General features: G+C 66.3%; 20 protein-coding genes and 1 pseudogene. 9 read left to right on the top strand and 12 right to left on the bottom strand.

The genetic code is table 11. The annotated features are described in order from the left end of the window. Positions 1-32: 32 nt before the first annotated feature. From A3K89_RS09565 to A3K89_RS09555, 3 genes are all read right to left on the bottom strand, one after another. On the bottom strand, positions 33-1,004 hold the full coding sequence (locus A3K89_RS09565; protein ID WP_068424498.1) for a sigma-70 family RNA polymerase sigma factor: 972 nt from the start codon (positions 1,002-1,004) through the stop codon (positions 33-35). A 149-nt stretch (positions 1,005-1,153) separates the two neighbouring features. Beyond that, positions 1,154-2,647: a N5-glutamine methyltransferase family protein gene (locus A3K89_RS09560; RefSeq protein ID WP_068424496.1), complete on the bottom strand. Its 1,494-nt coding sequence runs from the start codon at positions 2,645-2,647 to the stop codon at positions 1,154-1,156. Between the two features lie 45 nt (positions 2,648-2,692). Beyond that, positions 2,693-3,061 (bottom strand): DUF3099 domain-containing protein, encoded by a 369-nt coding sequence (locus A3K89_RS09555; RefSeq protein WP_068424493.1) that lies wholly within the window; start codon positions 3,059-3,061, stop codon positions 2,693-2,695. A gap of 96 nt (positions 3,062-3,157) precedes the next feature. Here A3K89_RS09555 and A3K89_RS09550 point away from each other — a divergent pair, with 96 nt between their 5' ends. Then, complete coding sequence (locus A3K89_RS09550) at positions 3,158-3,394, top strand: DUF3039 domain-containing protein (protein WP_068424491.1); 237 nt, start codon at positions 3,158-3,160, stop codon at positions 3,392-3,394. Here the strand turns inward: A3K89_RS09550 and A3K89_RS09545 are convergent. Beyond that, a complete protein-coding gene (locus tag A3K89_RS09545) occupies positions 3,367-4,569 on the bottom strand; it encodes a YihY/virulence factor BrkB family protein (RefSeq protein WP_068424488.1) in 1,203 nt (400 codons plus the stop codon). The genes A3K89_RS09550 and A3K89_RS09545 overlap by 28 nt on opposite strands. A 318-nt stretch (positions 4,570-4,887) precedes the next feature. Between A3K89_RS09545 and A3K89_RS09540 the strand changes: the two genes are divergently transcribed. After that, positions 4,888-6,528, top strand: a complete 1,641-nt coding sequence (locus A3K89_RS09540) for a DEAD/DEAH box helicase (RefSeq protein WP_240931114.1) — start codon at positions 4,888-4,890, stop codon at positions 6,526-6,528. 106 nt (positions 6,529-6,634) lie between these two features. Here the strand turns inward: A3K89_RS09540 and A3K89_RS26305 are convergent, their stop codons facing one another. Beyond that, positions 6,635-6,829 carry a DUF7455 domain-containing protein gene (locus tag A3K89_RS26305; protein WP_068424479.1) on the bottom strand — a complete coding sequence of 65 codons (195 nt, stop codon included), beginning with the start codon at positions 6,827-6,829 and terminating at the stop codon, positions 6,635-6,637. 274 nt (positions 6,830-7,103) lie between these two features. On the opposite strand from A3K89_RS26305, the gene A3K89_RS09530 reads away from it, so the two are divergent. Continuing rightward, on the top strand, positions 7,104-7,433 hold the full coding sequence (locus A3K89_RS09530) for a DUF952 domain-containing protein (protein ID WP_084423740.1): 330 nt from the start codon (positions 7,104-7,106) through the stop codon (positions 7,431-7,433). A 61-nt stretch (positions 7,434-7,494) separates the two neighbouring features. Here the strand turns inward: A3K89_RS09530 and A3K89_RS09525 are convergent. Continuing rightward, positions 7,495-8,916 (bottom strand): annotated as a pseudogene (locus A3K89_RS09525) (RNA polymerase sigma factor); the annotation flags it as partial. Between the two features lie 61 nt (positions 8,917-8,977). Then, positions 8,978-9,781, bottom strand: a complete 804-nt coding sequence (gene ppgK / locus A3K89_RS09520; RefSeq protein WP_068424474.1) for a polyphosphate--glucose phosphotransferase — start codon at positions 9,779-9,781, stop codon at positions 8,978-8,980. A gap of 151 nt (positions 9,782-9,932) precedes the next feature. Here ppgK and A3K89_RS09515 point away from each other — a divergent pair, with 151 nt between their 5' ends. Then, positions 9,933-10,847, top strand: a complete 915-nt coding sequence (locus A3K89_RS09515; protein WP_217266256.1) for an inositol monophosphatase family protein — start codon at positions 9,933-9,935, stop codon at positions 10,845-10,847. A 30-nt stretch (positions 10,848-10,877) separates the two neighbouring features. Here A3K89_RS09515 and cei read toward each other — a convergent pair whose 3' ends face one another. Next, a complete protein-coding gene (cei, locus tag A3K89_RS09510) occupies positions 10,878-11,558 on the bottom strand; it encodes an envelope integrity protein Cei (RefSeq protein WP_068424473.1) in 681 nt (226 codons plus the stop codon). 506 nt (positions 11,559-12,064) lie between these two features. Here cei and A3K89_RS09505 point away from each other — a divergent pair. Then, positions 12,065-12,367, top strand: a complete 303-nt coding sequence (locus A3K89_RS09505) for a DUF4193 domain-containing protein (protein WP_019664051.1) — start codon at positions 12,065-12,067, stop codon at positions 12,365-12,367. 48 nt (positions 12,368-12,415) lie between these two features. Here A3K89_RS09505 and A3K89_RS09500 read toward each other — a convergent pair whose 3' ends face one another. After that, positions 12,416-12,952 carry a DUF3093 domain-containing protein gene (locus A3K89_RS09500; RefSeq protein WP_084423686.1) on the bottom strand — a complete coding sequence of 179 codons (537 nt, stop codon included), beginning with the start codon at positions 12,950-12,952 and terminating at the stop codon, positions 12,416-12,418. A 136-nt stretch (positions 12,953-13,088) separates the two neighbouring features. On the opposite strand from A3K89_RS09500, the gene dut reads away from it, so the two are divergent. Continuing rightward, positions 13,089-13,583: a dUTP diphosphatase gene (gene dut / locus A3K89_RS09495; RefSeq protein ID WP_174551416.1), complete on the top strand. Its 495-nt coding sequence runs from the start codon at positions 13,089-13,091 to the stop codon at positions 13,581-13,583. Between the two features lie 2 nt (positions 13,584-13,585). After that, positions 13,586-14,398: a DUF3710 domain-containing protein gene (locus A3K89_RS09490; RefSeq protein ID WP_068424467.1), complete on the top strand. Its 813-nt coding sequence runs from the start codon at positions 13,586-13,588 to the stop codon at positions 14,396-14,398. A 14-nt stretch (positions 14,399-14,412) separates the two neighbouring features. Here A3K89_RS09490 and A3K89_RS09485 read toward each other — a convergent pair whose 3' ends face one another. Further along, positions 14,413-15,111, bottom strand: a complete 699-nt coding sequence (locus A3K89_RS09485) for an alpha/beta fold hydrolase (protein ID WP_068424464.1) — start codon at positions 15,109-15,111, stop codon at positions 14,413-14,415. A 163-nt stretch (positions 15,112-15,274) separates the two neighbouring features. Between A3K89_RS09485 and A3K89_RS09480 the strand changes: the two genes are divergently transcribed. Together A3K89_RS09480 and A3K89_RS09475 are read left to right on the top strand one after the other, a co-directional pair. Beyond that, entirely contained in the window at positions 15,275-15,652 is a 378-nt protein-coding gene (locus A3K89_RS09480; protein ID WP_068425992.1) for an OB-fold nucleic acid binding domain-containing protein, read from the top strand. 144 nt (positions 15,653-15,796) lie between these two features. Then, positions 15,797-16,366, top strand: coding sequence for a DUF3159 domain-containing protein (locus A3K89_RS09475; protein ID WP_167674283.1), 570 nt, complete (start codon positions 15,797-15,799; stop codon positions 16,364-16,366). Between the two features lies 1 nt (position 16,367). Here A3K89_RS09475 and A3K89_RS09470 read toward each other — a convergent pair whose 3' ends face one another. After that, positions 16,368-17,036 (bottom strand): potassium channel family protein, encoded by a 669-nt coding sequence (locus A3K89_RS09470; protein ID WP_068424461.1) that lies wholly within the window; start codon positions 17,034-17,036, stop codon positions 16,368-16,370. 42 nt (positions 17,037-17,078) lie between these two features. Further along, a complete protein-coding gene (locus A3K89_RS09465) occupies positions 17,079-17,744 on the bottom strand; it encodes a potassium channel family protein (protein WP_068424458.1) in 666 nt (221 codons plus the stop codon). Positions 17,745-17,827 lie beyond the last annotated feature (83 nt).

Genomic DNA, 17,827 nt, shown 5'->3' with positions numbered 1-17,827 from the left:
CTCCACCAGTTCGGAGCCGACCCAGCCGAGGATCAGCTGGCGTACGACCTCAGCTTCTCGGCGCGGTCGCCCTGTCGCAGCTTGACCATCACCTCGCGCTCGATCTGACGCACACGCTCGCGCGACAGGCCGAAGAGCTTGCCGATCTGGTCGAGTGTGCGGGGCTGTCCGTCGTCGAGACCGTAACGGAGACGAATGACCTGCTGTTCACGCTCGTCCAGCGTCGCAAGGACGGTACGAACGTCGCTGTGCAGGAGGCCCGCGATGACGGCGTTCTCCGCCGACGTCGCCTCGGAGTCCTCGATGAAGTCGCCCAAGGGTGCTTCCTCGTCGCTGCCGACGGGCATGTCGAGGCTCACCGGGTCACGGCTGTGGTCCAGCAGATCGGCGATCTTCTCGACGGGAATACCCGACTCGTTCGACAGCTCCTCGTCGGTCGCCTCGCGGCCGAGCTGCTGGTGGAGTTCGCGCTTGATACGAGCCAGCTTGTTGACCTGCTCCACGAGGTGGACAGGGAGGCGAATGGTGCGGCTCTGGTCGGCCATGCCGCGAGTGATGGCCTGGCGGATCCACCAGGTCGCGTACGTCGAGAACTTGAATCCCTTGGCGTAGTCGAACTTCTCCATCGCGCGGATCAGTCCGAGGTTGCCTTCCTGGATCAGATCGAGGAGCGGCATGCCGCGGCCGGTGTAGCGCTTGGCGAGCGACACCACGAGACGAAGGTTGGCCTCGAGCAGATGGCTGCGCGCCGCACTGCCGTCACGCACGATGATCGCCAGATTGCGCTTCTTCGCAGCTGTCAGTCGCTTCGAGTTCTCCAGCACGTTCTTCGCGTACAGCCCCGCTTCGATTCGCTTGGCCAGGTCCACTTCCTCGTCCGCGGTCAACAGCGCGGTCCGGCCGATGCCGTTCAGGTAGACGCGAACGAGATCTGCTGCCGGGCTCTGCGCGTCGAGATCGGCGTCGGTGGGACGTGGGCGGGTCGTGGTGCTGGGGCTTGTCATGACTTGCCTCCTGATCGGTGGTGTCTCATAGGGATCAACGTCCGGTCGAGTTCGAAAAGTTCCCACCGCACCATCGCGTGATACCCGCTTGACCAGGCTTTATCCCCCCGACCCCCTGAGAAGTTGCTGAGAAGGCCCAGCACGGAACCTCAGGCGGGAACCAGTCCGGACGGCAGCACGAGGCCGTGCCTGACCAATCCCGTCGTCAGTTCGAGCGCCCCTGCCATGAGCGGCTCGAAATCCAGCCCGTGTGCGGCGGCGAGCAGGGCGACGAGTTCGTTCAACGGCATCCCGTCGGCCCGCATTCCCGCGAGCAGCATCGCGCCGACCTCGTCGATCTCGTGCTGCCAGTTCGGGCCGTTGCCGCGATGAACGCGGATGACCTCGGTGTGCCAACCCTCGTCGCCGGGCAGCGACACGTGTTCGAGGGCCGTCGCGGGATCGAGCTCGAACACCGAGTCGGCCGGATCGTTCTCCCGGAGCCACGTCAGTCGGTCGAAGTAGGCGATCGCCTCGTTGCCGAGCGGGTCCTCGAACGCGTGCCGCAGATCCTCGGCGAGAACGTCGGTCGGTAGTTCCGTCTTGCGCAGGTAGACGAAGCCGAACCCGATGCCCCGGACGTCGGCCGCGGCGAAGTGGTCGAGCCAGGACTGGGCGAGCGCCGCATTGGCCTCGTCGCGGGGATCGAGGCCGCCGTCGCGCATCCATGTGCCGACGTACAGGGCAGGATCGGCGACGTCACGCTGCAGAATCCATGCGTCGACGCCGTGATCGGGCAACCACGACGCCACCCGTGCGCGCCAGTCCTCGCCGTCGACGTGCACCCACGACGCCAGGATGGCTGCGGTGCCTCCCGGCTTCAGGTACTTCGGTGCCTCGCCGATCATCAATCGAGACGCGCCGTCGAGGTCGAGGCCGGAGTCGCGGTAGGTGTGCTCGACGGTGCCGCGACCGACGACGAAGGGCGGATTGGCCACGATGCGGTCGAACGTACGGCCCGCGACCGGTTCGAACCAGGAGCCCTCGATCAGTTCCAGAGACAGACCGTTCAGGGCAGCGGTCGCCGCGGCCAGTTGCACCGAGCGTGGACTGATGTCGGTGCCGGTCACCGTCTCGGCGTAGTCGGCCGCGTGGACGGCCTGGACCCCGCAGCCCGTGCCGACGTCGAGAACCTCGGCAGCGGGCGTCGTCGGCGTGCCGCGCAACAACGACAGCGACGCCTGTCCGACGCCGAGAACGTGGTCGGGTGCAGTCGGTGCCGGGCGCATGCTGCCGTCGGGGTCGGACACGATCCAGCGGGAACCGTGGCCCGCGTCGAGCGGTCGAACGTCCAGCAGAGTTCGGACCGTGCCGTCCACGACGCGCGTCAGAAGTCCGGCATCGACTGCGTCGTCCAGGTCGACAGGTGCCAGGGCCCGCGCGGCGTCCTCCTCGACGACGTCGTCCACGAGGAGGAAGAGGCGGACCAGAACTCCGAGATCACCACCGTCCATGCTGGCGCGTCGCACCGGGACGGGTTCGCTGCGGCCGAGAGCGGCATGCGCGTCGTCGCCCAACATGTCGAGCAGCGAATCGGCGTCGTAGCCGGTTCGTTCGAAAGCGGTCCGTAGCGCCGGGCAGATCGAGAGCAGAGTTGCAGTCACGAGCCCAGTCTTTCAGCTGGGTCGTGACCTGTGCGAGGCGTGGGTTCAGTCGTCGTGCTGATCGATGACGTGATGCGCGCGGGCTTCGACCTGAGGTCTGCTCACGCGTCGGCCGTCGTATCTGCTGACTTCGTCCTTGGTGCGGGGTGGGCGGTCGTTCGCGATGAGAACCGCCATCCACGGCAGGGGGATCGACACTCCGACGATCGCCATGGCGATCCACGGGTTGGCCCAGATGCCGTACGAGATGGCGGCCAGCACGAGCGCGGGTATGCGGAACGACATGATGAACATGTACTTGCGCACTCGGGCGCGGTGCTGCTCTTCGACCGAACTCTTGGCTTCGGTGATCAGTACGGGGTTACGGGCCGAGCCGCTCTCGCTCGAGCCGGAAAACCCCGGTGTTCTCGTCATACCTCCACTGTGGCACTCGTGCCGCAGGATTGCACACGTGTTCTTGGCCTCGCCGAAGATGCGTGTGTCGTCGCGCGTGCGGAATAATCTTTCAGCATGAGCACACAGACCAAGGAACGTCCCGATATCGCACCCGACGACACCACGGACGACGACGCGCCCAAAGTCTTCCACTACGTCAAGAAGAACAAGATCGCCGAGAGCGCTGTGATGGGTACCCACGTCGTCGCGTTGTGCGGTGAGGTGTTTCCGGTCACCAAGTCGGCCAAGCCCGGTTCGCCGGTATGCCCCGACTGCAAGAAGATCTACGACGGCTTGAAGAAGGGCGACTGACCGGCCTGGTCTCCGCGCCTCGCCGAGTCGTTCTGCGTCGCATTGTTCCGGGCCGGACTCTTCCGGGGCGCACTCTTCTGAGTTGCCGGCGCCGGCTCGGCTTCACGCTCGGCCCGGGCTGCGGGTGAATCGGTCGCAGCGCCGGGCTTGTTGCGGTCGCCGGCGATTCGGATCGGTCCGGTCGCGAGTCGCCGTGCGACGGCCGTCACCGGGTTCGACTCCTCGAAGGCGGCCTGGGCGGCGAGCCATTCCTTCATCTGTTCCAGGCGTGTCGCTCGCGCGGGAAAGAACTCCTGGATGGTCGCGTTGAACTCTGCTCCGAGCACGATCGCGAAGCCCAGAAAGAACGCGAACAGCAGCAGCGCGATCGGCGTCGCCAACGCGCCGTAGGTGTAGCCGGTGCCGGTCACCCAGGTCAAGTAGAACCGCAGCACCGCGCTGGCGATCATGAAGAACACGCCTGCCAGCAACGCGCCGCCCAGCAGACGGTGCCACGGTAGGGACCTGTGCAGCGCGACCTTGTACAGCGTCGTCAATCCCGCGATCAACAGCAGTCCGACGGCGGGATAGTAGAGAAAGTCGATCAGTTCGCTCCCGATCTCGAACCACGACGCGGGCAGGATCCTCTGCACGAACGTCGGCCCGAGTGCGACGAGGGGGAGCACGAACACGGCGACGATCAGGAAACCGACGTAGAGCAACAACGCGAAGATGCGTTGCCAGACGGGGTTACGAGCATCCTGCTGCCCGTGGGCTTCTACGATCGAGTCCACGAACGTCGAGATCGCCGACGAGCCCGCCCACAGTGACAGCAGGAATCCGGCGGACACGATCTCGCCGCGTCCCTGCTGCAGAATGTCCTGCACGGTCGGCTCGATGATTCCGTCGACAACCGAGTCGCTGAACACACTCGCGCTGAACGTGATGATCTTGGATTCGATGATGTCGATCGTGTTGGGCCCGAACCAGCCTGCGACGAACCCGAGGCTGCCGAGGACGCCGAGCAGCAGCGGCGGGAGCGAGAGCGTCTGCCAGAACGCCGCGGTAGCCGCCTTGCTGAAGATCGAGTCGTCCCAAGCCTTGCTCGCTGTGCGGAGGACCACAGTCCAGGCGACATGAAGCGGCCGCCGCTTCGACAGCTCGCCCGTACGTCGTTCGCCTGCAGATTCGCTCATGATCTCTCCAGCATTCCTGACGACACGCCCGAATGCCCGTCTGGGGCTGTCCGTGTCGCCCACCGAGTCGATCGATGTGGCTCGCTACGATTCGGGTTCGGTCGGTGCCGACAGATAGGCTCCACCGCGGACATTGCACAGCTACGGCTTCTTCTTCCCATTGCCAGTGAGGACTCGATCGATGCCAGGAACAGGCGGCCAATGAGCGCAGAGACCACCGACGCCGACACACCCTCCGGGGCCACCCCGGGAACCGCAATCTCCCCGGGCGGAGCGCCGCTGCGTGCCTGGCAGAGGCGCGCACTGACGAAGTATCTGATGGCGTCACCGAAGGACTTCCTCGCGGTCGCGACGCCGGGTGCAGGCAAGACGACGTTCGCGCTCCGTGTCGCGTCGGAACTGCTCGCGCACCGCACCGTCGATCAGGTCACCGTCGTCGCGCCGACCGAGCATCTCAAGCACCAGTGGGCGGAGTCCGCGGCCAGGGCGGGCATCGCGCTCGATTCGAACTTCTCGAACTCCACCGGCCAGACGTCGAGCGATTACCACGGTGTCGTCGTGACGTACGCGCAGATCGCGTCGCACCCGTTCAAGCATCGCGTTCGCACCGAGGCCAGGCGCACGCTCGTCATCCTCGACGAGATTCACCACGGCGGCGACGCCAAGAGTTGGGGCGAGGGGATCCGCGAGGCGTTCTCGGATGCGACCCGTCGCCTCGCGCTGACGGGAACCCCGTTCCGAAGCGACGACAGTCCGATCCCGTTCGTGACGTACGAGCCGGACTCCGACGGGCTCATGCGCTCACGCGCAGACCATTCCTACGGCTACTCCGATGCGTTGCGGGACGGTGTCGTCCGTCCCGTCGTGTTCCTCGCGTACTCGGGCGAGGCGCGGTGGCGGGACAGCGCGGGGGAGGAGTTCACCGCGCGCCTCGGTGAACCGCTGAACGCCGAGCAGACGGCGCGCGCGTGGCGCACCGCTCTCGACCCGCAAGGCGACTGGATGCCGGCGGTGTTGCTGGCCGCGAACACCAGGCTCGGTCAGCTCCGCGCCGGAGGAGTGCCCGACGCGGGCGGACTCGTGATCGCCACCGACCAGACCGTCGCGCGCGCGTACGCCAAGCTGCTCGAGGTCATCACCGGCGAGACACCGTGCATCGTTCTGTCGGACGACCCGACGTCGTCGTCTCGCATCGCCGAGTTCGGCAAGAGCAACCAGAAATGGATGGTCGCGGTCCGCATGGTGTCCGAGGGCGTCGACGTTCCGCGTCTCGCCGTCGGTGTGTATGCGACGAGCGCGTCGACCCCGCTGTACTTCGCCCAGGCGATCGGCCGATTCGTGCGGTCGCGGCGGCCCGGCGAGACCGCAAGTGTTTTTCTGCCGTCCGTTCCCGTCCTGTTGGACCTCGCGAGCCAGCTGGAGGCGCAGCGCGACCACATCCTGGGCAAGCCGCACCGCGAGAAGGACGGTCTCGACGACGACCTGCTGGCCGACGCGAACAAGCAGAAGGACGAGCCGGGCGAGGACGAGAAGGCGTACACGGCGCTCGGCGCCGACGCCGAACTCGATCAGGTCATCTATGACGGCTCGTCGTTCGGCACGGCCACGTTCTCGGGTAGCGACGAAGAAGCGGACTATCTCGGCCTCCCGGGGCTTCTGGACGCGCAGCAGATGCGCGACCTGCTCCGGCAGCGACAGCAGGAACAGCTCGACAAGACTCCTGCTGCACCGACGCCCGCGGTGCCGCCTCCCGCCGCAGCGGAGCGTGTGTCCTCTGCCGGTCAGTTGGCCGGTCTGCGGCGTGAACTGAACAGTTTGGTCGCGGTGTACCACCACCGCACCGGAAAGCCGCACGGCGTCATCCACGGCGATCTACGACGCATCTGCGGCGGCCCTCCCACTGCGATGGCGACGGCCGAGCAGCTCGGGGAACGAATCGCGCAGCTGCGGAAGATGTAAGGCGCGTACACGATCGCACGACACACGAAGAACGGGTGGCTCCGATTGGAGCCACCCGTTCTTCGTTGTTCATATGTTGGTGTCGAAAGCTACCGAGGCGAGCCGGTTACACCGCAGAGTCCGTTTCGGTCATCACCGTTGCGTTCATTTCACGCAGACGGTCTTCGTGCTCCTTGGCGTGGTGGTTGCAGAACAGGAGTTCTCCACCGGTCGAGAGCACAACACGTGCACGAGCCCCTGCACCGCACCGGTCGCACCGGTCGGCTGCTGTCAATTGTGGGCTGGTCAATGTTCCGGGCATGACTCCTCCGTACTGGCTTTCGGTGTTACCCGAGTGCCTGGGGCCGGTCCGCCGCGTCGGTATGGCGCGGTCCGTACACTCTGTCAGACGTTTGGGCTTCATGCGTTGTTCCCGAGGGTGTTTCTTTGTGTTGTCACTAACACGAAACTGGCTCGGCTGCTGCTGGTGACAGGTATGTCCACCGGTTCGTGTTCGCTCACAGCTGACCTTCCGCGCGCGTGTGCGGCCCTCGTAGGATCGAGGCGTGAGCAAATCCGGTGGTGTCCTGCTGCACATGTGCAGCTACGAAGAGTGGTTGTCGGCGCGGGCCGCGGGCAGCCGGCGCCCGGCCGATTTCGACGACGTCGGATTCGTCCACCTGTCGACGCCGGAGCAGGTCCACTTGCCTGCGAACCGTCTGTTCGCCGGACGCGAGGATCTGGTCCTGCTGGTCCTCGACCCCGAACGACTGGGATCACCCGTGCGATGGGAACCCGGCGTGCCGAGCGATCCCGACTCCATGCTGTTCCCGCACCTGTACGGTCCGCTTCCGGCCGGTGCGGTGACCTCGGTACGCGACTACGCGCCCGGCAGCGACGGCTCGTTCGCGCCGCCCGCACTCTGACTGCCACCGACAAGACACCGCCGCCCCGCGAGCGGGACGGCGGTGTCGCGAACGGTGTGTGTCAGTCGAGGTAGTCGCGCAGAACCTGCGACCGGGACGGGTGGCGCAGCTTCGACATGGTCTTCGACTCGATCTGACGGATGCGCTCACGCGTGACGCCGTAGACCTGGCCGATCTCGTCGAGCGTGCGCGGCTGGCCGTCGGTGAGACCGAAGCGCAGACGCACGACGCCGGCTTCACGCTCGGACAGCGTCTCGAGTACCGACTGCAGCTGATCCTGCAGCAGCGTGAACGAGACGGCGTCCACGGCGACGACGGCTTCGGAGTCCTCGATGAAATCGCCGAGTTGGCTGTCGCCCTCGTCGCCGATGGTCTGGTCGAGGGAGATGGGCTCACGCGCGTACTGCTGGATTTCCAGCACCTTCTCCGGCGTGATGTCCATTTCCTTGGCCAACTCCTCGGGAGTGGGCTCGCGGCCCAGATCCTGCAGGAGCTCACGCTGGATGCGACCGAGCTTGTTGATGACCTCGACCATGTGCACCGGGATGCGGATGGTACGGGCCTGGTCGGCCATGGCGCGGGTGATGGCCTGACGGATCCACCAGGTGGCGTACGTGGAGAACTTGTAGCCCTTGGTGTAGTCGAACTTCTCGACCGCGCGGATCAGACCGAGGTTGCCCTCCTGGATCAGGTCGAGGAAGGCCATGCCGCGGCCGGTGTAGCGCTTGGCGAGCGACACGACGAGACGAAGGTTCGCTTCGAGCAGGTGGTTCTTGGCGCGGTTGCCGTCACGGCAGATCCACGTGAAGTCGCGTCGCGCAGCGACGGGGAGCTTTTCGCCCTTCTCGGCGAACTCGCGCATCTTCTCGGTGGCGAACAGCCCGGCCTCGATGCGCTTGGCGAGCTCGACCTCTTCCTCGGCGTTGAGGAGGGCGACCTTGCCGATCTGCTTGAGGTAGGCGCGAACGGAGTCGGCCGACGCGGTGAGCTCGGCGTCCTTGCGTGCCTGTCGAAGAGCCTCGGATTCTTCTTCGTCCCAGACGAAGTCTCCCGACGCCTTGTCCTCGGCGGTGGGCTCGGACGTTCCGTCGTCTTCGCTGTCGTCGTCAGCCGCAACGACGTCGACGACGTCGTTGGCCGCGGCGGCGATGTCGCCGTCGGAGATGTCGATGTCGTCGATGCCGGGGGCGTCCTCGTCACCGTCGGTCGCCTGAGCGGGGTCTGCAGCCTTCTTGGCTGCGGCCTTCTTCGCCGGCGCCTTCTTGGCTGCGGCGCGCTTGGCGGGAGCCTTCTTGGCTGCGGCCTTCTTCGCCGGTGCCTTGGCCGGTCGGACAGTTCCGTTCGGCGCCTCCGCAGCAGGTGCAGGGGTCGCAGACTCTGTTTCTGAATCCACGGTCTGACGGATATCGGTGGCTGCCACGTACGCCCTTTCGTGACGGTGTCGTGCGGCGTCACGCCAGAGTTGTTTCCGGCGGAGAGGTCTTGTCGATTGATGCCGGCGTGCAGACCGGCATCAACCATTGTAACGACCCGCGGAGAGTTTGTTACCGAGCGTGGCCCTGCAACGCGGCTGTGTCGGCTGCCAGAGCTGCGCCGACGATGCCTGCGGTGTTCAACAATGTGGCCGCCACCACCGGAGTTCTGTTCGTCAGGTGCGGAATCCACTTCTCGGACTTGCGGCTGATTCCGCCGCCGGCGATGAACAGATCGGGCCACAGAAGCGCCTCGAACGTTTCGAGGACCTTGGACACTTCCTTGGCCCATTCCTTGTACGAGAGGTCCTTGCGTTCCTTGACCGACGACGCGGCGCGGTGCTCTGCCTCCTTACCGTCGACCTCGAGGTGACCGAGCTCGGTGTTGGGGAGCAGCACGCCGTCGTGCAGCACGGCCGATCCGATTCCGGTGCCGAACGTGAGCAGGATGACGACGCCGCTCTTGTCCTTGCCGCCGCCGTACTTGTCCTCGGCCACACCCGCGGCGTCGGCGTCGTTGAGGACGGTGATGTTCGGATGCCCGATCGCGCGGGCGAACAACGCCTTGGCGTCGGTGTCGATCCAGCCCTTGTCGATGTTCGCTGCCGAGCGCGCGATGCCTGCGGTCACGACGGCCGGGAGTGTGACGCCGACCGGACCCGACCAATCGAAGTACTTCACGATCTCCGCGACGACGCCCGCAACGGCCTCCGGCGTGGACGGCTGGGGGGTCTCGATCTTGTACCGGTCGCCGACGAGTTCACCCGTCACGAGATCGACGATGCCGCCCTTGATGCCGCTACCGCCGACGTCCACTCCGAAGCCGAGCCGCTGAGTGCCGTCGGTGGACTGTGGTCCCGAACCTGCCTGTGTCATGTGGCGCATGCTCCTGGTGTCGTGGGAACTGAGAAGGCGTGGACGTACCCTCCGAGAAGGATAGTGGGCGGACGGTGCATTGCGCGTTCGGAACGTCGAGGCGCGCCCGCGCGGGTGGTGCGCGGCGCATCTCGTGTGATCCGATAGACCCGTGTCCACTCCAGGTAATTCGTCCGAAGCGTCCCCGAATCCCGATGCGGCTCTGACGTCGTCACTACTGGACGTGGCGGTGGAGGTCGCGCGCGCCGCGGCCATTCACGTGCGGGTGCGACGTCCCGAGGTCTTCGGCCCGAACGCGCGACAGTCGGGTGTCGGCGGGCACGAGGAGTCCGTACAGACCAAGAGCACACCGACCGATCCCGTCACGGTCGTCGACACCGAGACCGAACAGTTGCTGCGTGGACTGCTGGCGGAACGGCGAAGCGGCGACGCGATTCTGGGGGAGGAGGGCGGCGGTCGAACCGATTCGGTCGCGGGTGTGCGCTGGATCCTCGATCCGATCGACGGGACCGTCAACTTCCTGTACGGGCTTCCCGCGTATGCGATTTCGGTCGCAGCGCAGATCGACGGCGTCAGCGTCGTAGGAGTCGTCGTCGACGTCGCACGTGACATCGTCTACACCGCGGCACGAGGCCGGGGAGCCTTCGCCACGACGTCGGACGGGACCGCGACGAGACTGGCGTGCAACCCGATCGAGGACGTCTCACTTGCGTTGGTGGCCACCGGTTTCGGGTATTCCTCGTCCCGGCGTACGGCGCAGGGCCGCATGATCGGACAGCTGCTTCCCCGGGTCCGGGACATCAGGCGTGTCGGGTCGGCAGCACTGGATCTGTGCATGGTCGCGTCGGGGGCGGTCGACGCTCACTTCGAGCACGGACTGAGTCCGTGGGACTGGGCCGCCGGGTCGTTGATCGCAGAAGAAGCGGGTGCCGTTCTTCGGTTGCCGTCGCCGAGTTCGTCGAGCGCCGAGGGTGCTGTCACCGTCGCTGTCGCAGCCGGGATCGACGCCGAATTCCTCGAGCTCCTGGGTGAAGTGGGAGCGCTGGCGCCGATCCCGACGGACTGACCCGAGCCGGACCGCCGGACGTGGTGTCGGTCAGCAGGTCGCTTGTCGAGCTGCGTCCAGAAGGTCGATGTCGAGGGGGGCGGCGGGTGTACCTGGAGTGACTCCGGCCAGCGACTGCAGAACCGACTCCGCGTCCGAATTCGGCTGCAAATCCTTGAAATACGTTCCGAGGGCGAGGTCGACGGTGTCGTCGCCGCGTCCGTCTTCGATCAACTCGGCGCACGGTGCGACGAGCGAGACGGCGCTCGCAGCGGCAATTCCGTTCTGGCCGAACCTAATTTGGCCCTGGCACTGCATGTTCTGGTCCGTGTACACCGGATCGTTGCCGACCTGGACGTCGGGCGCGCTCGCGAACCCGTAGTCGCTCAGTTCTGCCGCGACGGTTGCCGCCTGGCCGGATTCGCCGTTCGCGTTGAAGACTCTGACGCGCGTGGCCGACAGCGCCGCAGGTTCGGTGTCCTCGAGAGTCGAGCGGTCCACGCGCTCACCGAGTTCGGCGGGCACGGTTCCATCTGCAGCCGGCGTCGTCGACGGCGGGTTGCATTCCACCGTCGCGGTGACCGCCTCGCCCGCGGTGAAGACGCGTATCCAGGTGAACACGCCCAGCAGGGCGAGAGCGAGCAGCACGACGAGGATGGGCATTGCGCGCCTACGGCGGAACGGCCGTCCGCGATCGTCGACCGAACTACCCTCGGTGATCAGAGAAACCACGGTGTGGATACGCCTTTCCGTCGTCCGGTTCGAAATGCGGCGCTACCGGCGACCGGTCCCAGCGCGCTCGCTCACTGTAGTTGCCTCCCGAACGGACGGCTGCGTCTGTCGGCAAGTCGTCGGCGAAATTCACTCGGGCCGGGGTGGGAATGAGTCGGTGGCTCGTGTTGTTCATGCCCGGTGCACGACCGATTTCGGCGCTTTCGGCGGTTCGGTTTCGTCAAACGGCAAAGCTTCGGCTATTGTCTGGCGGCCCCGGTGGTTTCAGACCAGAGACGCATCGGTGCGAATCGGGATCGTCGCGTAGGTGTCGAAGAGGGTTTCGAGCCGAGATCGATCGGGCATTACCCGGTGTTTTCGGGCACCTTACGAGGTTCTCGTGCGTTCAACACGAACAAGGACGGTGGGAGCAACGCAAACGCCTCCTCACAGCCGGCGACCGAGCTAGGACGTCGTCAGCAGCAACCACCGGAAATCAAGCAAGAAGACGAGGGGTTAGAGGAACAATGGCAACCGACTACGACGCACCGAGAAGAACAGAATCCGACGACGTCTCCGAGGACTCTCTCGAAGAACTGAAGGCACGTCGCAACGAGGCGCAGTCCGCGGTCGTCGACGTGGACGAGTCCGACACGGCGGAATCGTTCGAACTCCCAGGTGCAGACCTGTCCGGAGAAGAACTGTCCGTGCGAGTCGTCCCGAAGCAGGCCGACGAGTTCACGTGCTCGAGCTGCTTCCTGGTCCATCACCGGAGCAGGCTGGCAAGCGACGCGAACGGCGTGCTCGTGTGCCGAGACTGCGCTGCTTGATCGCTGAGCAGCAGGCGTAGCACGTACTGGAATCGACGCCGAGATCGCCTAGTGGCGATCTCCGGGGGTGGGCGCGGCCAGTGCAGCTACCAGATCGTCAGGTCGTTTCGAACTGACCAACCAGTAGGGGGTGGGGTCGTCGGGATCATCGAGAACTACCAGGACCATCGGTTTGACCCAAGTGCGGTGCTGAACGAAGGCAAGTGGATCCAGTTGCCTTCCCAGTGCCGCACTTTTTGCCGTTCCAGGCACCACGGCGACCCGGTCGACGACGTCGAGCGGTAAGTGAGCACGCCCGGCGTGCAGCTCCCGAGTGCCGTCCGCGTCGACGACGACCTCGATCTTCATCCGGCTGAGCCAGTAGAGGGCCCACAGCGGGAACGGCAGCAACAGAACGTAGGGGAGCCACGCGCGCAGCCCCGGGGCACCCATGTGCACCTCGGCGGCCAGCAGCGCTGCGACGGCCAGACCGACGGGCCACCACCACAGCGGGACCCACAGTTTCTCCGAATACACGACGGTGCGTGTGTCGGCGTGAGAAGAGTCCGCGGTCGGTTCGAGGTCGGGCTGGCGATCGTGAGGCACGCCCTCCAGACTACGTGGCCAAGGGAAAGGTGCCGCATGCCGTGCAGCGCGTCACGGGCCGTACGGCGTAGTCTCGGACCACGTGAGCGACGATGCACGACGTGACGACCATCAGGCGAATTCGCCGAACCCGCCGGTGATTGCGCTGAAACGACTCGACGACGGACTGCCGTTGCCGACGCGAGCCCACGAGGGCGACGCGGGAGTGGACCTGCACATCACCGCCGACGCGAGCATCGCGCCGGGCGAGCGTCGTGTCGTCGGAACCGGCATCGCCGTGGCGCTTCCGCTGGGTACCGTCGGACTTGTTCATCCCCGTTCGGGGCTCGCCGCACGTTCGGGTCTGTCCATCGTGAACGCGCCCGGCACCATCGACGCCGGCTATCGCGGTGAGATCAAGGTCTGCCTGATCAACCTCGATCCGCGTGAGACCATTCACCTGGTCCGCGGTGACCGCATCGCGCAGCTACTGGTGCAGCGCGTCGAACTCTGCACGTTCGAAGAGGTCGATTCGCTCGACGACACGACGCGCGGGAGCGGCGGATACGGTTCGAGCGGAGGCCACGCCAGTCTGGTCGACTCGGCGGTTGCCGGAGCGACGAGCACCATGACGAAGCAAGAAGAGGACTGATCATGTTCGGACGGCGTAAGAAGAACGCAGCCACCGACGACTCGCGTGTGAGCGGCGTCGCAGACGACACGGCGCCCGACGCCGACGACACCGAGCGCGCGAACGTCGACCCCACGGTCGGACCGTTCGACCTGACCGAGGTCGACGACAGCCGTGACGCACTCGTCGAGACCCGTCTCGACCTCGGCTCGGTGCTGATTCCTCTGCCCGAGGGTGGTCAGCTGCAGGTCGAGATGAACCGGTCCGGCGCGCCGCAGGCCGTACACGTCGTCACGCAGCACGGCCGCATCACCATCGCCGCCTACGCCGCTCCGAAATCGCCGGGACAGTGGCGCGAGGTGACAGGCGACCTCGCGACGTCGCTACGAGCGGACAAAGCAGACGTCAGCATCGAGACCGGCCCGTGGGGGCGTGAGCTGCACGCCGTCACGACGAACGCCGACCTCCGTTTCATCGGCGTCGACGGCTACCGCTGGATGGTGCGCTGTGTGCTCGCCGGGCCCGCCGGTGCGGTCGGCGGCGACGCCCCGCTCGTCGCGATCGCCCGGAACGTGTTGTCGCAGACGATCGTCGATCGTGGCAGCGATCCGCATCCGGTGCGCACCCCACTTCCGGTGGTTCTGCCCGCGGCTCTGACGGCTCAACTCGCGGCGGCTCAGCAGCAACAGGCCCAGCAGGCCGTGGATCGGCAAGCGCCCGGCCAACCGACGGGTCAGGCGGCGGGACAGGCGGCCCCTCAGCCGGCTGCACCCACTGCGCCGACCGAGGGTCCGCGCCGCGGCACGTCCGGATCGGCCATGCAACAGCTCGGCTGAACTCGGCTTTCGGCTCACGTCAGGAGCGATGAGAGCGCCGACACGGTCCTGATCCCGAGAATGCCTGCGTCGCGACCGATGTCGTCGAGCGTGATGGTGGCGAGCGACGACGTCGGGAGCGCGGTGTGCCACGTGTCGGCGACGGCACGCGGGTGGACCGGGTCGTCGACGGCCGCGACGATGGCCGTCGGAACGAACGTACGACGCAGGTCGTCGATCGTGGGAGCGGCGTAGCTCGCGGCCTCGTTCAGTGCAAGTGGCAGATCCGGCCACTGCGACGCCCACGAACGGGTGAGCGTGGCGGAGAGCCACCCGGGTGTCGACGCGACCATCGCCGCGGTCACGTCGTCGAGGCCCGATTCGCCCAGGCGAGCCGACGTGAAGCGGGCGCTCAGCGCTGCAGGCGCATCGCCGGGTTCGCCGAGCCACGGCGGCAACGCGGCGAGCACGCCGACGATCGATTCCGGGTGACGGCGAGCCCAGGACAGTGCGACAGCGGCACCTATCGAGATGCCGCCCACGATGATTCGGCCGTGGCGTCGAGCTGCGTCGTCGAGTGCGTCCTCGTATCCCGCGACGACGCGTCGAGGGTCGGGATCGATCGCCGACGTCACAGTGCCCATCGTCTCGAGGGCAGGGGAGAAGGCGTCGCGCGCGAAGACGGCGTCCGATCCCGTTCCGGGAAGAACGACGGCGTGTGTGGCCCATGTCATTCCGTCGATTGTGCCGGTAGGGCCGGCACCCCGGACACCGGGACCGTGAGTCGTCACATGCAGGGCGAGGCCGGTTGGCCACAGCAGGTTCGCGGGTCTACAGTGGCCGATGTACAGGCCTTTACGCGACCGACCCGGTCGCAGAATGCTCCAGGAGCTCACCATGGCACCCGCTGCCGCAGGATATTTCCGCCGACTCACGCGGAAGCTGACCGAGGACGTCGACCAGCTCGACGCCGAAGAGATGGCTGAGACGTCGGAAGCGTCGGGAGCACGCCGGGCATGTGATTGCTCGCGCGGCGAAGAAGTCACGATGCTGGGTCGTCTTCGCAGCGTCGAGACGTGCTCCAAGGCTGCGAACGCCAACGTCGAAGCCGAATTCTTCGACGGCACCGCCCCCGTCACGCTGGTGTGGATCGGCCGCCGCAAGATCGCAGGCATCGAGCCCGGCAAGACGGTGATGATCAAGGGCCGCGTCGGAGAGCGCGACGGCCGCAAGATCGTCTACAACCCCTATTACGAACTCCGCGACGAATCCTGATTCGCCGCGTATGGCACTCTCGACGTCGTGACCGACAGAGACGGTAAAGCACCCGACGCCCCGGAAGTACAGCAGACACCGGAGGTCGATGCGCCGCCCGTGCCGACGAACGCGGCTGCGAAGAAGGAGACCGTCCTCGAGCAGATGGGCGGACTGTCCGGGCTGGTGTCGTCGACTCTGCCGGTCATCGTGTTCGTCCCGGCGAACAGCCTGTTCGACCTGACGGTGGCGATCTGGGCCGCTCTCGCCGTCGCTCTCGGCGTCACGATCTGGCGCCTCGCCAAGCGCACCCCGATCCAGCCGGCCATCTCCGGTTTCTTCGGCGTCGGTATCTGCGCCTTCATCGCGTATCGAACCGGAGACGCCAAGGGCTACTTCCTGTTCGGGATCTACACCAGCCTCGTCTACGGCGCGGTGTTCGTGCTGTCGATCGTCGCTCGGTGGCCGCTCGTCGGAGTCGTGTGGGGATACCTCAACGGTGGGGGCACGTCCTGGCGATCGAACCGACGGTCGGTGTACGCGTACGACATCGCGACGCTCGCCTGGGCGGTCGTCTTCGGCGCGCGGTACCTCGTGCAGTCGCAGCTCTACGATTCGGATCAGACCGGCTGGCTCGCGGTCGCCCGTATCGGAATGGGATGGCCGCTCACCGGCGTCGCGCTGCTCGTCACGTTCTGGGCTGTGCGACGCGCGGATCGTACGTCGGCTGCGTGATTCAGGTCGTCTGGACCAGTCCGACCGCTGCACGCAGCTCGGCCTCGACCTCGACGGACGCGACGAACAGCAGTTCGTCGCCGCCTTCGAGCGGGTCGTCCTGCTGGGGGACGATCACCCGCCCTCCGCGCAGAATCGTCACCAGCGCAGCGTCTCTCGGCAACGACAGCTTCTTGACGGGCTTGCCCGCGAGGGGTGTGTTCTCGGGAAGCGTGACCTCGACGAGGTTCGCCTGACCCTTGCGGAACGTCATGAGGTGCACCAGATCTCCGACCGACACCGCTTCCTCGACGAGGGAGGCGAGCATTCGCGGGGTGGACACCGCGACGTCGACGCCCCACGACGAGTCGAACAGCCATTCGTTGCGCGGATCGTTCACGCGTGCGACGACGCGGTTGACCCCGAATTCGGTCTTCGCCAACAGGCTCAGGACGAGGTTCGCCTTGTCGTCACCGGTAGCGGCGATCACGACGTCGTAGGTCTCGAGCGCCGACGCCTCGAGCAGTCTCAGCTCGCACGCGTCGGCGAGCACCCACTCGGCCTCGGGGATGGCGTCGGGGTCGAGGTGGTCGAGCTTGCGCTCGAGGAGCATGACCGTGTGGTCGCTGCGAATCAGCTCGCGGGCAATGGATCTGCCGACGGCGCCGGCTCCTGCGATTGCGACTCTCATGGGTTCCCGTTCGTTCTCGAGGCGGATGTGGCCAGCGTACGACTAGTCGTCCGACGGCGGCGGGTTGCTTGCCAGGGCAATGGCCTCGGCCACCGTCCCGGACACCGCCGCGACGTAGATCTCGTCGTCGGCCTGGATGATCGTCTTCCGGTCCGGGAGGAGTCCGGTCCCGAACCGGATGATGAACGCGACGCGTGAGCGCGTCGCTTCCTCGAGCAGCGACAGCTTCTTGCCGACCCAACCGTCGTCGATCTCGAGGAGAACCACCGCGACGTTGCCGGACGGATCACGCCACTTCGTGGTCGGGTCGTCACGCAACAAGTTGTGCAGGAACCGGTCCGTGGCCCACGGAACAGTGGCCACCGTCGGGATACCGAGACGCTCGTAGACCGCGGCGCGTTTCGCGTCGTAGATCCGGGCGACGACCTTGTCCACGCCGAACGTCTCCCGCGCCACACGCGCCGCGATGATGTTCGAGTTGTCGCCCGACGAAACGGCGGCGAACGCTTCGGCTTTCTCGATGCCTGCTTTCACCAGCACATCACGGTCGAATCCCATACCGACGACCCGCACACCGTCGAACGTCGGGTCGAGCCGGAGGAACGCATTCTCGTCACGGTCGATGATCGCCACGTCGTGGCCGATCCGCTGGAGCGCGCCGGCCAGTGATGCGCCGACGCGGCCGCACCCCATCACCACTACGTACACCGCTGCTGCTCCCCTCGGATCACGACTGCCCGTCGATGCGCGTTCGCATCGGCCTGCACCAACGTATCGGGCCGCGCGTCGCG

This window comes from Rhodococcoides kyotonense (genome assembly GCF_001645385.1).
GTDB classification, from domain to species: domain Bacteria; phylum Actinomycetota; class Actinomycetes; order Mycobacteriales; family Mycobacteriaceae; genus Rhodococcoides; species Rhodococcoides kyotonensis_B.
This window is presented reverse-complemented; position numbering and strand designations above follow the sequence as displayed.

Bases quoted from the DNA above. Each gene is read 5' to 3' on its own strand.
- A3K89_RS09480 (WP_068425992.1), top strand. From the start codon at position 15,275: ATGGCACCCGCTGCCGCAGGATATTTCCGCCGACTCACGCGGAAGCTG.
- A3K89_RS09505 (WP_019664051.1), top strand. From the start codon at position 12,065: ATGGCAACCGACTACGACGCACCGAGAAGAACAGAATCCGACGACGTC.
- ppgK (WP_068424474.1), bottom strand. From the start codon at position 9,781: ATGACACAGGCAGGTTCGGGACCACAGTCCACCGACGGCACTCAGCGG.
- A3K89_RS09545 (WP_068424488.1), bottom strand. From the start codon at position 4,569: ATGAGCGAATCTGCAGGCGAACGACGTACGGGCGAGCTGTCGAAGCGG.
- A3K89_RS09475 (WP_167674283.1), top strand. From the start codon at position 15,797: ATGGGCGGACTGTCCGGGCTGGTGTCGTCGACTCTGCCGGTCATCGTG.
- A3K89_RS26305 (WP_068424479.1), bottom strand. From the start codon at position 6,829: ATGCCCGGAACATTGACCAGCCCACAATTGACAGCAGCCGACCGGTGC.
- A3K89_RS09565 (WP_068424498.1), bottom strand. From the start codon at position 1,004: ATGACAAGCCCCAGCACCACGACCCGCCCACGTCCCACCGACGCCGAT.
- A3K89_RS09550 (WP_068424491.1), top strand. From the start codon at position 3,158: ATGAGCACACAGACCAAGGAACGTCCCGATATCGCACCCGACGACACC.
- A3K89_RS09540 (WP_240931114.1), top strand. From the start codon at position 4,888: ATGGCGTCACCGAAGGACTTCCTCGCGGTCGCGACGCCGGGTGCAGGC.
- A3K89_RS09470 (WP_068424461.1), bottom strand. From the start codon at position 17,036: ATGAGAGTCGCAATCGCAGGAGCCGGCGCCGTCGGCAGATCCATTGCC.
- A3K89_RS09555 (WP_068424493.1), bottom strand. From the start codon at position 3,061: ATGACGAGAACACCGGGGTTTTCCGGCTCGAGCGAGAGCGGCTCGGCC.
- A3K89_RS09490 (WP_068424467.1), top strand. From the start codon at position 13,586: ATGTTCGGACGGCGTAAGAAGAACGCAGCCACCGACGACTCGCGTGTG.
- A3K89_RS09530 (WP_084423740.1), top strand. From the start codon at position 7,104: ATGTGCAGCTACGAAGAGTGGTTGTCGGCGCGGGCCGCGGGCAGCCGG.
- A3K89_RS09485 (WP_068424464.1), bottom strand. From the start codon at position 15,111: ATGACATGGGCCACACACGCCGTCGTTCTTCCCGGAACGGGATCGGAC.